Genomic DNA, 14132 nt, shown 5'->3' on the forward strand with positions numbered 1-14132 from the left:
GCCATGCCCCCTCACTCAAATTACTCGGGTAACGTTTTTTCCGTTTTTTGTGCTCATACTATTTATTTCATAATCAAAATTGATACCTTATGGGCGAAAAGATGAATTTCCAAACAGCTTCTTAGACATGGATCAGTGTCTTGATGCGACGCAACGGGTGGTGCTTAGCTCCGTGAAGGGGGCTGGCAATACCTTGCTGATCACTGGTGTTCAGCACGCAGGACAGTCATTGATTGATGCTGCTGCAGCTCAGACCGGCAAAACGATTGGCCGAACCCTTGGCAAACAGCTCATCAAAGGCAACGTAGCTGCGGCAGTTTCCCAAATCACGGTCCAGCTGGCACAGAACCTGTACAAGTTCTCGAACGGCGAGATCGACAGCATCGAGTTCGCTTCGTCCACTATTGGCGGCACGATGCAGGTCGTGGGTGGTAGTTTGGCATATGGCTTGGGTGTCGGCGCTGGGACGTACTTGGGCACGTTTGTCACTACCTCGGTTTCTGGTTACGCCATTGGTGGTACAACCCTTGGTGCCCTGGGAGTCATGGCCAGCGGTGCAGTGTTTGCAGTTGGGTTCTCGCTTGCAGCTGGTGCTTATGTCAATCACTTCTCTGCCAAGGGTGTGACGATTGCCAATGAAGATCTGAAATCTGCACTGGAGCTACTCAACGGCGGCTCGATCAAACTGTCGCAGTACGTCGGAAAGGTTGGCATCATGTCCGAGCAGTCGTTTATTTGGACAGATCTGCTGCCTTTCAGCGGTGCGATCTCGGTAATCTCGGAATACAGCACGCGTAAGAACCAGCTCAAGGCTGTTCAAAACAATATCTACGTGCAGCTCGAAGCACTGCCAGAGCAAGAGCGCCAGATGATGCAGGAGCTGGCCAACGAATACAGCAAGGAAATTGCAAACATCGACCGCCAGTACGAAGAGGAGCGGCGCAGCATTACCAATCAGGCCTTCGCTCAGTTCGACGCGATGGGCAAAGAGCTTAACGATCACCTGGAGATGCAATACCTGATGTTCACGCCCGTGCGCAAGAACTACATCAAACACTCGGATCTGATGGACCTAGAGCGACGCAAACAAGAAGAGAAGAACGAGCGCTCGCAAGCATTCGCCGCAGAGCTAGAAGTCCTGCAAGAGAAGCTGAACACCATCGACATCTCAGACTAGACAGGTAGGGAGTTAAAAAAAGAGATCGAAAAGACGATCCTCACTCGCATGGAATTGATCATTCCAAACAAGACCGGCTGGGACCAGGCCTGTGAATTTCTTGAGCTGCACTGAGGACTGAATTTCTATGATCTTAAAAGCAATTGCCAAAAGGTGGGCAGGCTCAAAGCTGGAAGAAGAAACCGCCCACACACAGGCTCTGGTTCGACGTCTGGAAACGGCTCAAGCTGAAGCCAATCGTCGAGTAAATGCCAAAATGGCGGAATACTCTCGCCAGATTAAAGCGCACCAGGAACAGCGCAACAAAGAACTCAAGCAGTATCTTGATTTCATGAATGGTCAGTTAGAAATAACTGGCACATATTTAAATGAACTTGCAGAGTTCCAAAGTTTCACATTTGTCTGTATTGATTCGTGGATGCATCTTGATCTTTGCAATCAAGAAATCAACATCGTCAATAAAAAGCTGAATGCAATTTATTCGACCACATCATTAATTGATGCCTATATCAATGAGCTGAATAAGCAGACTCAGCGGCAAGTTCGTCATGTGTGGCGTGAATTTACTTCTGCGCGAGAAATCGGTGTGACCACTGATTTCATTGAGGCAACGAAGCGCTCCATTGAGCGCTCGTCAAAAAATAGTAACGACGAATTCAACAATGAGTTGAATCGGCTTAAAAGCCATCGATCACTTCTTTTAAAAGAAGCTGCCACCCTTAAAGACGAAAAAAAAGCTGTTCACGATAACAAAGTATCGGTTAAGGAGAGACACGAAGCCAATAAGAAAACTTTGGCATTGAAATATGGCTCATGCATTGAATATTGGAATGTAATTGCCAAGAAATTCGAATCATATTATGCGTTTGAAATGACGCAAAACGATTATGCGAACTATTGGTTTAAAAATCTCAAAGAAGGCGGTACGCTGCAAGAGATTATCAAGGTCATTGGTACGTCTACTGACATTATTGGTTGCGCTAACGAAATATTAACTGAGCTAAACGAGGAATTTCAGTTATGCAAACAGCGTATTAAGGTTGCCCATGAAAGCAGTAATTTTGAAACATTAACGCGTGACAAGGCAGAACGAGATCGGCTGTATCGGATGAAGAAGGGTGCCTGGGAAGACAAGGAATCGTTAATAGAAGCACGCACCATTCTGAATACACGCCGTGATGAGCTTCGGGGATATATCGACCGAATTAAGCCTCTGCATCCTGATTCAGCTATTGAGAGCATCTGTGAAATACTACGCGCTGACCGCGAGTTTAATGCTCGGTCTGCATTCGGATTTAACACAAAGAACCAGAAGTGCGAGCACTGGGAGAAGAAGAACAAGAGGATTGAGAATGCAGCCACAAATTGAACTGTCATTTGTCTGGAGAAGGCAATCGATTAAGGAAAGCATTATTGCTGTAACGAAAGCTGTAGGCGTTGGATTCAACACAAAAGAGAAACTGACTGCATGTTTGCCTCAGTTTTCGATTTACAGAATTGCGCTTGCTATTGACGCATTGATTACCGCTGGCATGGCTGAAAATAATCTTGGCGTATTGAGCATTCATCCAGATATGGATATTGTTTTTGAACTTGCTGATTCCAAGCTGGTATTGCCTTTGACGGTTGATGAAGCAGATGCATCCATGCGCCGCGTGATTATCAACAAGCTGGGCTCTAAAAATCCTGCAGGCGTTGAATCATTGCTTCATGCAAAGATCATGGAGGCATAAATGGGCGAACGTTATCCATACATGCATCCCGAATCCGAAGTTGTTATCGATTTCGTAGAGCACATCGACCATTGGCTGGAATACCTGTCCGAGCTGATGCGCAATGCTGACAAGGAAACGATGCCGAAGCTCAAGCGTCAGATCAGCTATCTGCTCGCGTTTCGCACCGGTGCCAACTGCAACATCAACCACAATCGGTTGCTTCAGTATTACTACAGCAATCGAGCCAAAAAGAGCGGTGACGACATCTCGATGCCGGGGGAACGCCTCAACGCCGATGACCGTCCAACCAACAAGGTCAAGCCAGACACCGAGGCCAAGATCAAGGCCTTCATTGACGAGTTCAAGGCTCGTGAAGGCGGGTCCTCCATGGCGATCAAGCCCTTAGCTCCCATCCAATCGAACTACAAGGCAGGTGATCCCGCGTTCAAGCTGATCTCCAAGGCGCTGGCCACCGAGGATCTGTTCTTCATGCAGGGGCCACCCGGCACCGGCAAGACAACAGCTATCGTGGAAATCATCCTGCAAACGATCAAAGCCAAGCCCGGGGCGCGAATCCTGATCAGCTCAGAGACTCACGTGGCCGTGGATAACGCCTTTGACCGTCTTGCTGCGCAATGCTCACCTGAGCTTCTGGATTCGATGCTACGCTACCCACAGTTTTCCATCACCGAGTTCGAGAGCCCAAACACGCCACAAACAGACGCTCTAAGCCGCGCTGATGCTTTATGGCACAAGGCGCATAGTGTCGCGCCTGAGTTGACCATGAACCTATGGGGGACGTTAGAGCAGGGTAAAACCAATGACAACGGCAAGATGGGCCTGCCGCGTTGGCAAGCTCGCAATCTCGCTGAAATGCACCAGGTCATCGGCGTCACCTGCAATCAGATCGATCACTTGGTCGATGATGAAACCGAGATGTTCGACCTGGCCATTGTTGACGAGTGTTCCAAGGCAACCATGCCCGAATGGCTCATGGCCATGAGCGTGGCCAAGAAGTGCATTTTGGTTGGCGACCACAAGCAACTGCCGCCCACATTCTGCTCAGAAGAAGCCGAAGCACTGACCAAGATGGACGACCACAAAGAGCGCTTGATCCGTAACGGTGTGATCGAACGCTTGTTCGAGAACCTGCCCATGGACATGAAGGGCACGCTGGGCAAGCAGTTCCGCATGCTTCCACACATCGGCCAATTCATCTCTCACCACTTCTACAAGGGTGAACTGCAGCACCACCGAACAACCACTGATCACGAGTTTCAAGACTTCGGCTGGTTCACTTACCAGTCCAATGGTTACCGCGTGCCGGCGCAGCAGGGTAACGAAAAGAAGATTTTGGTCAATGAGTTTGAGATCCGAATCATCATGGCCCGGCTCGCCGAAATATTCGAAAGGCTCAAGCGAGCTGGTGGTACCAGAAAACTCAGCGTTGCACTGATCACGCCATACCGCGCCCAGAGCAAAACCTTGCGCGATACCCTGAGCCAACATGACTTCAGCGAGATGTTGGCTGTGGAAGTCGACACCGTCGATGCTTTCCAAGGACGACAGGCCGATATCGTGTTCTTCTCATTCGTGCGCAATACTGGTCCTGCGACTTTCTACGCTGACGACCGCCGCATGAACGTGGCCATCTCACGGGCACGAGATGCCGTCTATCTGGTTGGCGACATTGACTACATCCGCAGCAAACGCCTGCCGGTGCTTGATGCCTTAGCACGCTTGCCTATATTAATAAAGCATCGAAAAGAAGGTTTAATCAAATACTTTTAAAAACTCGTGTTTTTGCTTTTTTGTGTTAAATGGGTAGACCAAACTCGTTTGCTTCGCAAGCAATGTTTGATGTTATTGGAGGACTTTCACCCTAACAATCAAACCGCAATGCAGTCGCAGAGGGTAATTTCAAAATCGAGACCAGCTGTTAATGGATGTCCAAGGTCGAAAGACTGCTTCGCAGTCTGAAGCGGCCAGCCAAGAATATGTGGGCTGACCGACCGCTTTTGGCCGATACCACTCGATGACAATTTAGCTGGTACTATCGACTCTAAGAGGGCGCTTGATCTTGGACTTTGAGTTTAATAACCCATTTATACCGAACCGGATCTTCGCGAAGCAGGAATGCCCTTATCTCCTCGCGTTTAGCCTTATCCGCACGCAGGAAGATGCCACGTAGGTCATAGTCAATCGTCCGCTCACTGGCTCCGCGCTCTGTCGCCTTGACATACCAGTCCCTCCCGAGGTCGTAGTTTCCCATCTCGAAATTTACCGCACCTAATAGGGTGCAGGGGCGGAAATCCTTCGGCGTCAGAGCATGTGCCTGGTCGCCAAAATTCAAAGCTTCATTGAAACGCTTCAAATCTCGCATCACACCACCATGGGTTGTGTAGATAGCAGAGATCAGTTTGGGGGCTTTCTGGCGCCCAGCAGGGATCGAAGCCAGCAGATCATGGGCTTTTCTGGCTTGGTTGCACTTGCGGTAGTGTCCGCTGGCATTAACCGCATTCCAGGGATCAGCTGTTCGTTTGTACTCAGCCGTATAGAACTCAGCCTCGCGCTCATGAAAGGCCGTCTGAAGAGTTTCAGTATAGTAATCCGAGCCCTCGGTGGTAAGCCACAGAATGACTTCGTCAGAGAGACGATTGCCACCTTCTAGGCGATGAAGAATGTCCATCAAACGGGCAAAAAATTGTTTTTCAATGAACTGATCTAGCCCATAGCGTGACCGAAGCTGCTGGTTTTTTATTTTGGTGATATATTTCGGGTCGCTCTCCCGCTGATGTCGAGCTTCCTCCGCCTGCTGACGCTTACGTTCGTATTCGGCTTTACGGATAGCCTCTTTAGCTTTTTCTTGCTCAAATAGTCGCAACTGCGCCGCTTCTTTTTTTCTCCGTTCAGCCTCGGCAACTTGTTCACGCTTAACCAATTCTTCGGCTGCAATCTCGGAGAAAGCATCGTAGCTAATTTCATTCTGCGCAAGTTGTTGTAGCGCGGCAAGTCCCTGTTTCTGCAAATACATCAGAGCCTGTTCTGAAGGCCGGCGCCCTTGCTCTAAGCTAGCGAGAATAGTGTGAAGGCGGGTCGCAGGGGTAATTGCTCCCGGAAGGTCGGCTACGAAATATTTTCTAGCGAGATCAATCCGGCAGGGATTCTCTATCACTCGCTTCGATAATTCTGTCCCAGAGCGAGAGACACTTCTAAAGTTAGGTCGAGCTTGCCTAATTATTTTTGGGACTCTTATACTCATAGCACAGGTATCGGGGGCTGCATAAATATCGCGACATTGATTTTTTCTGATCTTAATTCTATCGATTGGTCCATCTCATGGAATAGCTATGCCAATTGGCCGATTAGCAAGCGCCCTCGCCGAGTGACGCGATCAAAGCTGAACACATGCTCTCTCGGACTTTCATAGCAGCGTCCAACCAAGCGACGCGGATAATCAGGTGCGCCGTTTTTAAGATAAATGGTTGCGCCACAAATCGGACAGGGAGCGGTATAGCGGACGAGACGGATCTGTCTTAAATCCCCATCTCTGAGTAATTCATATTGTGCCGGTTTTTCTTTGATGTTTATAAAAATCTCATGTGCAAGCACGACTCGATCCTCGAATAGACGTACCCAGGGTCTAAGCAATCCAAGCCAGACAAAATAGGGGAAACCAAAAATGGTTAAAAACAGCGTGATTTCGCGGGTCGTAACCGGTTGAGGCCTCGAGAGCGAAAACCAGCCGACATACGAGAACACGAGAGTGCCAAGGCCTATTAAGAATAACCAGCCGACAATCAGCCAAATATGCCAGTGTTTTAATTGTATTTGGCCGTCGTGAAATAACCAATGGGCTAACCAGGATGGCTTCACTGCACCATGGGAGGCAATTTCGTAATGGGCTTACAGCTGTCGGAATTCTTTCTCGGTAGACGCTGGAAATACATTATCTTCCTCCTGTAATTCGGGTAATGGCGCCGCTTTGATACAAAAAGTAGCCACGTTACCAGGTCCGCCTTTGGTGCTGATCCGCTCTGGCTTAGGATAGGACTGCAATCCTTGCTGCCTGGCAAATTCAATAATCTGAGGTTCTTTGGTCTGCCAGTAATTCGAAAATGACCCTGGCCAATCGATCCATTTTTTGGGTCGACGGGCTTGGGTAATTCCTCTGCTGCAGCTACAAGCTCATCCGCGGTAAAACGTCGCTTGCCTTCTTCAAAGCCCGCTTTCTTCAACGATTCCTGCGCTAAGGCACGGAGTATGCGATGCGGCTTTTCATCGCCGGATCCTTGTCAATCCAGTCGATCAGACATTGAATCACTTCACGCATAAACCATCCCTAACTGGGTTGCTGAAGGTTTGTGGCTGGTTACCGGAAAATAAAACCATAAAATTCCTCCAAAACTTACATTTCAGGTAATTAACGGGTCTCTCAATTCGTAATGTGCCCATTATAGGGTTGGGCCCACATGATTTCAGGTTGAATCGATCAGTTTGCAACTCTTTTTGAATTGTAGACAAAAATTATAGACGATAAAAAATGGGTGCATCTGCTGTTGTAAGCACGCACTTTAGCTTGATTGACGCTTGGAAATTCGGAATCAAAAGCAAATCATCCCTTTCGGGACATTTTTTCAAGAGAGGCAATGCTACGAATAGACAAGCTTCTCGTGATTTATATCTCAAAACCGAAATCTTTTGTACGGGACACTAACAAGATTAGTCATTAGCATAGACCGCGATCGTGATTTAAGTAGGTAACACCATGTCGACCCTTGAACAAGATATTGCCCATCTGAATTTTGAATACCTGATGCTGGCCCGCGAATGCGCCAGAAATAACCCGATAGAAGCGGCATGGCGATTCGGTGTTGATCGAAAGCAGATCGAGGAACTCTCCGGCTTTTCCGTGGAAAAATCAGGGAGCTATCTGGCATTGCAAGAACCGTAATTACGCTGATTCCTATGAATACGCCCAAAAATGTGTCGTTAGCATCGCATGTCGCATTACTTACTTCCTCAAAACCACTAAGCTTGGAAGTTAAATGATTCGTTTGCCCTTCATTCCTGAGACAGGTAAGGGCTATGAATTGGCCCTGGCCGAGGCGCTGTTTAAATTGGGTGCTCGGCCTCCGGTTGTGCGTTCTGTGTGCCATATCGGAAAAAAGACGGCGATACGGGTGTATAAGACCATCCACCGACGATCGCCTAAGCAGGGCATGCTGCCTTACGACTCATTTTGGATTCTCCGTTCTTCCGTGAACACCATTCACGCTTCCATTTTCCTGGGGCTGATCCACGATTTATCCCCAGGCTGTTATTAATGCCGAGTTGTTCCTCACTGCTTATCAATTGTACGGCAGCGTTGTGGCACATAATCCACAGCCAAGCAAATTGGAAGCTGGAGTTGCGCAGTTCATATTGCTGGATATCAATCGAGCCTGGCAACCGGTTGGGCAATGGAAAGCGAGTGAAATGGGGCTGGCGATTTGCGAAAAATGCCATGCTCGTCATGTGGTGCTCAACAAAATGCCAAAACCCTATCAGCAATGCCCAATCTGCGATGTTTGGGCAGATAAAGCGGGGCGTCGCCGATGGGCTACGGTCAAGCCTAGGCAAAAGGCTTGATCAGGTGAATTGATTTTTGTGCTGTTTGGAATGATTGACGAGTAAATTGCCGACCAGGAGAAAACGAGTGTATATCGTTGTTAAGAGCTTCACCGATCTCAAAACCCCGCAACCGTCTCATGGCAAAAAGCTGGCGAGATTGGCCCGTGAATGTTTTGCCAACCAGCAGGCACTGACGGTTGATTTTGAAGGCGTGCAACCCATTACCCACGGTTTTTTCAGGAATTGGTGCTACCTCTGGTAGCGGAGTTTGGCGCAGGTTTTCTTAAAAACAAATTTCAGCTCGCAAATATGACGCCTGAGATAGACGAGGTCATGAAGTCAGCTTTTAACAATCTGGATGATTATTTTGAGCGCCATGCCACGCTTCATAATAAAGCATGTGATGCCGAAATTTATGAACTGAATCTCACTTGGTTGATAAAAGCCCGTGAATTGGCGAGGGAAAATGCGATTCTTGCTGAGTTAATGATGGGCATTGCCGAAGAAGACATGCGCTTGGAGATTAGTCAATTGTCCAATGAGGACATTCAGCATATTGCTCAATCAGGCTGGTTATGTTTTTCGCCGCGATTTACATCCCACTTCATTCGTAGTATGACCCGCCGGCAGCACGACATCGTTGATGTGTTGCTCGGGTTTAGTGGTTCGAATTAATGGAGGCGGCGGATGCTTAAGACCTTTCATCAATATTCCCTTGCACTCGAATTGCTGAGACGTCATGCCAGAATTTCAATTATCCATAGGGAAACAGGGTTACCTCGGCAGCTGCTCCGGAAAACTTATCGGGAATTACATGGGCGTTCTCCGCGTCCAGGGGCTTTGAAATATTCAACGCACGGGTTGACACGTAACATTAAGAAGTACAAAGAGGTAACGCTGTTTGCGGTTTGCTTCCAAACAGTTGAATCCAACAGCTCGGAGAGCGACATCCGAAAAATCGTTATCGCTTTTGATTCCTATAAAAAATCACTTCCGAGCAGTGATTTAGATTTTTCCTCCGCATGGGTAATCGCAAAGGACCTAAGGTCGAGGCAGATTAGGCTGGCAAGATGTTTGAAGTGCAAAGCCGCTCTATTGCTGAATGCTCGTGAAAGAGATTCTGAACGGTGCGAGATATGCAAAACAAGTTTGTGAAGTTGAATGCCTTAATTTTGGGGGAGATGTTCTTAACAGCACAACTTGAACAATTAGAGTCTATTGCCCGAGAGTCGATGGATGGAAAGAATATGAGCAACAAGAAACGTCAATCGGTATTAAAACCGATCATGATTGATCTTGAGGCCGTTGCGGAAATTACCGGGCTATCGGAATCTACGGTGCAGTCCCTTATTCGCGCGAACGATTTTCCTAAGCCACGCAAAGCCTCTGCAAGGCGGTCATGCTGGTTATTGCGCGAAATCGAGGAGTGGGCGGAATCCCGTCCCGTATCAGATTTTTTACCGCCGCCCAACACCGCGGCTGGCGGCCGTAATGGAAAGCCTAATTCTCAAAACGCTTTGCCAATACCTCAAGATGCTCAGACAGAGTGAGCAGCCATTTAAGCTTTTCTCCGTCATATTGGTGGCGGTTATAAGTGCCGACAACACCTGGAAGCATGTGGCCTAAAATCATCTCGCCTACGGCGTCCGGACAGCCCAATTTTGCCAGCAGTGTTCGCGACGTGCGACGTAAATCATGCGGTGCCCAGTGCGTAACCGTCAAGCGGGAACGGGTCATTTCAGGTCGCGTCGGACAATAAGGCTGGCGATAGTGGACTTGCTGCTGAATCGTTTTTTGATCGACATGGCCGGCTTTCTGCCGTGAGGGAAATAAAACGCCTCCGCCATAAAGCCGCTTGCGTCGCAACACGACAGCCAGGCCGCGACCATATAAGGGTACCCGTTGATCGGCCGCACCTTCATGCCTGGCGTTTTTGGTGCGAGATTTGGGAATTGTCCACCATACGCCATTCTCTTCGGTAATTTCCGCCCCAGTCATGCCGACAATTTCGGCTCCGCGTGCCCCTGTCCATAAATACAGAGTCAGTACATCGGCAATCAGTAGGGGAAAATTAGGCAGCCAGGCAATCAGTTCGCCTACTTCATCCTCAGAAAGCACGCGCTTAACGGTACCGATCTTCTCACCCGCAATAGCCTTGCCTTTTGATTGAATCTTGCCCCTTAGAATTAACCGCCACCAATTCACTGCCGTTTCTGGTAACCGGCCGGCATCCATTGCATAATCCCATGCCGCCCCCAGTTCGCAGCGGAGCTTTCTAGCCTGCACCGGGGATTTTGCTGCATGACGTTGAATTAAATCAAATGACATTGCCCGGGTTATCGCCGTGGCCGACAATTTCTCCAGGCTGCCCAGCATAGTGTCAAACATTCGGGTGATTTCGGTTGCGCCTTTTTTTGCCCGGTGCCGGTAAATATGCCCAGCCAGATACTCGTCGCACAATACCCGCACCGTATACGCGCTTTCGGCTTTTTCGGCTCGTTCTTTCTCAATGAATGCTTTGGCCTCGATCTTCTCCTGTTTGGCGGACAACACCGGATCACTGCCTGAATCGCGCTGGTTTTTCAAGGCTTCCCAAGAGACAATAGCGGCTGGAAAGGACATGGCCGGCCAATGACCTATAGCGACTTGCCGAATGCGTCCATCAACAGAGCTTCTATAGCGATAAATCCAGGTCCGCAACTTAGCTGAAGCCGAGAGGCGAAGACCGGGATAATCGGTAAAGGTGATATGCTGTCCAGGTTGCAAAGCTTTGGCTGTGCGGGAGTCGAAGTGCATATTAGTATAGCTTTTTTAGTTGCCCTGAAATTTCAGTATAGCTTTTTTGAGAGGATGTAAAATACTGCACCAAAATGCGAAGTGCAGGTAAGTTTTGATAAGTGCAGATGATGTTAAGCGAGACGAATAAAGATGTTAAAAAGCATCTACTATCAATAAGATGAAAATGAAAGACGAGTTAAATCAGGGTAATAGAGAAGCCCAGCAAAAAGAACCTACTCCGATGATGCAACAATATTTCCGCATCAAATCAGAATACCCCGATACGCTTTTGTTCTACCGCATGGGGGATTTTTACGAGCTTTTCTTTGACGATGCGAAAAAAGCCTCGCAATTACTGGATATTGCCTTAACCAGCCGGGGCCAATCTGCAGGAGTGCCGGTTCCTATGGCCGGTATACCTTACCATGCGGCTGAAAGCTATCTTGCCAAGCTGTTAAAAAACGGTGAATCGGTCGCTATTTGCGAGCAAATTGGAGATCCTGCTTTATCTAAAGGCCCTGTCGAGCGCAAGGTAGTGCGTATTGTGACGCCCGGAACAGTCACTGATGAAGCCTTGCTGGATGACCGGAAAGATAATTTACTGGTCGCGCTGTACGCATTGGATAATATGCACGGCGTTGCGAGCCTCGATTTAACCAGCGGACGTTTTGTCTTGCAGCAGCTTGAATCTGAAGATCAATTATTAAGTGAAGTGGCCCGCCTTAATCCGGCCGAGTTGCTGTTTAGCGAAGACTGGCCGCTGCCTTCAGGTTTAAAACAGCGTAGCGGCCTGTGTAGAAGACCGCCCTGGCATTTTGACAAGGAAAGCGCCAGGCAATTGGTGTTAAAGCAATTTAACACGCTTGATTTAAAAGGCTATGGCTGTGAACACATGCTTGCGGCCATCGCTGCGGCAGGGGCTTTGCTGCAATATGTAAAAGATACTCAGCAATATGCATTGCCTCATATTCAGGGCATACGCACCGAGAGCAGCGATGAAAGTATTTTGCTGGACGCAGCCAGCCGCCGCAATCTTGAACTGGATTTCCACCCGTCCGGACAACTCCAGTACACTCTGTTTGGGGTATTGGATAAAACGGCGACGGCGATGGGCAGCCGATGCCTGAGGCGCTGGATAAACCGGCCGCTGCGCAATCATAAAATATTGAATAATCGCTATGCCTGTATTGCTGCATTGCTTCATGGCAAATTGTACCGGGATGTGCACAATTATCTGCGGCATGTGGGCGATATTGAAAGGATAAGTTCCCGTATTGCATTAAAATCAGCACGTCCGCGGGATTTACTGGTCTTGCGCAATACCCTCGCGGTTCTGCCCGAGCTGCAGCAAACGCTTTCAAGCGCGGATAACTCCCTGCTCGCCTTGTTAAGCAAACAGATTGGCGAGCAGCCGGAGATCTTAAGCCTGTTGCAAAAAGCCATCATAGATAATCCGCCTGTGCTTATCCGGGACGGCGGCGTAATTGCGGCAGGATTTAATCAGGAACTGGATGACTTGCGCAACTTGAGCCAGAATGCCGATCAATTTCTGGTCGATATGGAGAACAGGGAAAAAGCGGCGACCGGCATTGTCAATCTTAAGGTCAATTACAATCGCGTACACGGCTATTATATTGAGATATCCCATTTGCATTCAGCAAAAGTTCCTGCCCACTACACCCGAAAACAGACCTTAAAAGGGGCCGAGCGCTATATTACTGAAGAATTAAAATCGTTTGAGGATAAGGTGCTCAGCGCCCGCGAGAAATCGCTGGCTTTTGAAAAATCCTTATATGAGGAATTGCTCAATACCATCACGGCATCACTTATTCCGCTACAGCATTGTGCATCTGCGCTGGCTGAACTGGATGTATTGGTCAATTTTGCAGAACGCGCTGAGTCGTTGAATTTATCTCAACCGGCATTGATAGCTAAACCTGGGCTTACTATCGAAGGCGGACGGCATTTGGTTATTGAGCAGGTTGCTGCTATTCCTTTTGTGCCCAATGACCTGGCTTTGTCCAGCCAGCGTAGAATGCTGGTGATTACCGGCCCCAATATGGGCGGTAAATCCACGTACATGCGCCAGGCGGCGCTGATTGTTTTAATGGCGCATATTGGCTGTTATGCGCCGGCCAAAGCGATGGCCTGCGGCTTCATCGACAAGATATTTACCCGCATTGGCGCATCGGATGACTTGGCTGGGGGGCGGTCAACATTTATGGTCGAGATGTCGGAAACAGCCAATATCCTGCATAACGCCACCTCGAAAAGCCTGATTTTAATGGACGAGATTGGCCGCGGCACCAGCACTTTTGATGGCTTGTCCCTGGCCTGGGCCTGCGCTGATTACCTGGCTAAAGAAACCAGGGCATTTACTTTATTCGCCACGCATTATTTTGAGCTGACTGCTTTGGCGGATGAACAGAAATTCATCCATAATGTGCATTTGGATGCTATGGAACATGGCGACAAGATTATTTTTTTACATACAGTAAAAGAAGGCCCCGCCAATCAAAGTTACGGATTGCAAGTGGCTTCCCTAGCAGGCGTGCCGCGTTCAGTTATTGATAAAGCCAAAACCAAACTCCGGCATCTTGAGGACAAAGCATACCTTGAACAGCAGGCGGAAACAGGCGTTAATCAGCTGGATTTGTTTTCATCGAAAGAGTGCCACCCGGCGGTTAGTTTACTTGAGGAGATGAATCCGGATGATCTTAGCCCCAGGCAGGCTTTGGAGATGCTCTATCGGCTAAAAAGGATGGTGGAGCGCTGATGCTCCTGTTTCAAGATTAGGCAAGAAGCTTTAATTACCGCTTTAGCAGCTAAGGTTATTCGAAAGGCGTCGG

General features: G+C 48.6%; 15 protein-coding genes. 12 read left to right on the forward strand and 3 right to left on the reverse strand.

The window, feature by feature from the left end; all coding sequences use genetic code 11:
• The first annotated feature begins 127 nt into the window (after positions 1–127).
• The 4 genes from HUX64_RS07365 (at position 128) to HUX64_RS07380 (ending at position 4683) form a co-directional block, all read left to right on the forward strand.
• The gene (locus HUX64_RS07365; protein ID WP_174625597.1) at positions 128–1177 is read left to right on the forward strand and encodes a hypothetical protein; all 1050 of its coding nucleotides are present in this window, start codon (positions 128–130) and stop codon (positions 1175–1177) included.
• 127 nt (positions 1178–1304) lie between these two features.
• On the forward strand, positions 1305–2546 hold the full coding sequence (locus HUX64_RS07370) for a hypothetical protein (RefSeq protein WP_174625598.1): 1242 nt from the start codon (positions 1305–1307) through the stop codon (positions 2544–2546).
• Complete coding sequence (locus HUX64_RS07375) at positions 2530–2910, forward strand: hypothetical protein (RefSeq protein WP_174625599.1); 381 nt, start codon at positions 2530–2532, stop codon at positions 2908–2910. Before HUX64_RS07370 ends, HUX64_RS07375 begins: the two co-directional genes overlap by 17 nt.
• On the forward strand, positions 2911–4683 hold the full coding sequence (locus tag HUX64_RS07380; protein ID WP_174625600.1) for an AAA domain-containing protein: 1773 nt from the start codon (positions 2911–2913) through the stop codon (positions 4681–4683).
• Between the two features lie 271 nt (positions 4684–4954).
• On the opposite strand, the gene HUX64_RS07385 is transcribed toward HUX64_RS07380, so the two are convergent.
• Together HUX64_RS07385 and HUX64_RS19600 are read right to left on the reverse strand one after the other, a co-directional pair.
• Positions 4955–5926 (reverse strand): cell envelope integrity TolA family protein, encoded by a 972-nt coding sequence (locus HUX64_RS07385; RefSeq protein ID WP_174625601.1) that lies wholly within the window; start codon positions 5924–5926, stop codon positions 4955–4957.
• Between the two features lie 314 nt (positions 5927–6240).
• Positions 6241–6768: a hypothetical protein gene (locus HUX64_RS19600; RefSeq protein ID WP_246246943.1), complete on the reverse strand. Its 528-nt coding sequence runs from the start codon at positions 6766–6768 to the stop codon at positions 6241–6243.
• Between the two features lie 892 nt (positions 6769–7660).
• Between HUX64_RS19600 and HUX64_RS07395 the strand changes: the two genes are divergently transcribed.
• The 7 genes from HUX64_RS07395 (at position 7661) to HUX64_RS07420 (ending at position 10055) form a co-directional block, all read left to right on the forward strand.
• On the forward strand, positions 7661–7846 hold the full coding sequence (locus HUX64_RS07395; RefSeq protein ID WP_246246944.1) for a flagellar transcriptional regulator FlhD: 186 nt from the start codon (positions 7661–7663) through the stop codon (positions 7844–7846).
• A gap of 94 nt (positions 7847–7940) precedes the next feature.
• Positions 7941–8219, forward strand: a complete 279-nt coding sequence (locus HUX64_RS20100) for a FlhC family transcriptional regulator (RefSeq protein WP_174625602.1) — start codon at positions 7941–7943, stop codon at positions 8217–8219.
• Positions 8220–8262: 43 nt separating this feature from the next.
• Entirely contained in the window at positions 8263–8523 is a 261-nt protein-coding gene (locus HUX64_RS20105) for a hypothetical protein (RefSeq protein ID WP_343034383.1), read from the forward strand.
• A gap of 67 nt (positions 8524–8590) precedes the next feature.
• Entirely contained in the window at positions 8591–8767 is a 177-nt protein-coding gene (locus HUX64_RS19610; RefSeq protein WP_246246945.1) for a hypothetical protein, read from the forward strand.
• A 47-nt stretch (positions 8768–8814) separates the two neighbouring features.
• The gene (locus HUX64_RS19615; RefSeq protein WP_246246946.1) at positions 8815–9180 is read left to right on the forward strand and encodes a flagellar transcriptional regulator FlhD; all 366 of its coding nucleotides are present in this window, start codon (positions 8815–8817) and stop codon (positions 9178–9180) included.
• A 12-nt stretch (positions 9181–9192) separates the two neighbouring features.
• Entirely contained in the window at positions 9193–9660 is a 468-nt protein-coding gene (locus HUX64_RS07415; RefSeq protein WP_174625604.1) for a FlhC family transcriptional regulator, read from the forward strand.
• Complete coding sequence (locus HUX64_RS07420; protein WP_217426454.1) at positions 9642–10055, forward strand: helix-turn-helix transcriptional regulator; 414 nt, start codon at positions 9642–9644, stop codon at positions 10053–10055. Before HUX64_RS07415 ends, HUX64_RS07420 begins: the two co-directional genes overlap by 19 nt.
• Here the strand turns inward: HUX64_RS07420 and HUX64_RS07425 are convergent.
• The gene (locus HUX64_RS07425; protein WP_174625605.1) at positions 10006–11301 is read right to left on the reverse strand and encodes a tyrosine-type recombinase/integrase; all 1296 of its coding nucleotides are present in this window, start codon (positions 11299–11301) and stop codon (positions 10006–10008) included. The two genes, HUX64_RS07420 and HUX64_RS07425, sit on opposite strands and share 50 nt — an antisense overlap.
• A 166-nt stretch (positions 11302–11467) precedes the next feature.
• Here HUX64_RS07425 and mutS point away from each other — a divergent pair, with 166 nt between their 5' ends.
• Positions 11468–14059: a DNA mismatch repair protein MutS gene (gene mutS / locus HUX64_RS07430; protein ID WP_174625606.1), complete on the forward strand. Its 2592-nt coding sequence runs from the start codon at positions 11468–11470 to the stop codon at positions 14057–14059.
• Positions 14060–14132 lie beyond the last annotated feature (73 nt).

The organism is Candidatus Methylobacter favarea (assembly GCF_902806695.1).
Taxonomy (GTDB): domain Bacteria; phylum Pseudomonadota; class Gammaproteobacteria; order Methylococcales; family Methylomonadaceae; genus Methylobacter_B; species Methylobacter_B favarea.

Coding starts and splice junctions, on each gene's coding strand:
- HUX64_RS07365 (WP_174625597.1), top strand. CDS start 128: ATGGATCAGTGTCTTGATGCGACGCAACGGGTGGTGCTTAGCTCCGTG.
- HUX64_RS07370 (WP_174625598.1), top strand. CDS start 1,305: ATGATCTTAAAAGCAATTGCCAAAAGGTGGGCAGGCTCAAAGCTGGAA.
- HUX64_RS07375 (WP_174625599.1), top strand. CDS start 2,530: ATGCAGCCACAAATTGAACTGTCATTTGTCTGGAGAAGGCAATCGATT.
- HUX64_RS07380 (WP_174625600.1), top strand. CDS start 2,911: ATGGGCGAACGTTATCCATACATGCATCCCGAATCCGAAGTTGTTATC.
- HUX64_RS07385 (WP_174625601.1), bottom strand. CDS start 5,926: ATGTATTTGCAGAAACAGGGACTTGCCGCGCTACAACAACTTGCGCAG.
- HUX64_RS07395 (WP_246246944.1), top strand. CDS start 7,661: ATGTCGACCCTTGAACAAGATATTGCCCATCTGAATTTTGAATACCTG.
- HUX64_RS20100 (WP_174625602.1), top strand. CDS start 7,941: ATGATTCGTTTGCCCTTCATTCCTGAGACAGGTAAGGGCTATGAATTG.
- HUX64_RS19615 (WP_246246946.1), top strand. CDS start 8,815: ATGACGCCTGAGATAGACGAGGTCATGAAGTCAGCTTTTAACAATCTG.
- HUX64_RS07415 (WP_174625604.1), top strand. CDS start 9,193: ATGCTTAAGACCTTTCATCAATATTCCCTTGCACTCGAATTGCTGAGA.
- HUX64_RS07420 (WP_217426454.1), top strand. CDS start 9,642: ATGCAAAACAAGTTTGTGAAGTTGAATGCCTTAATTTTGGGGGAGATG.
- HUX64_RS07425 (WP_174625605.1), bottom strand. CDS start 11,301: ATGCACTTCGACTCCCGCACAGCCAAAGCTTTGCAACCTGGACAGCAT.
- mutS (WP_174625606.1), top strand. CDS start 11,468: ATGAAAGACGAGTTAAATCAGGGTAATAGAGAAGCCCAGCAAAAAGAA.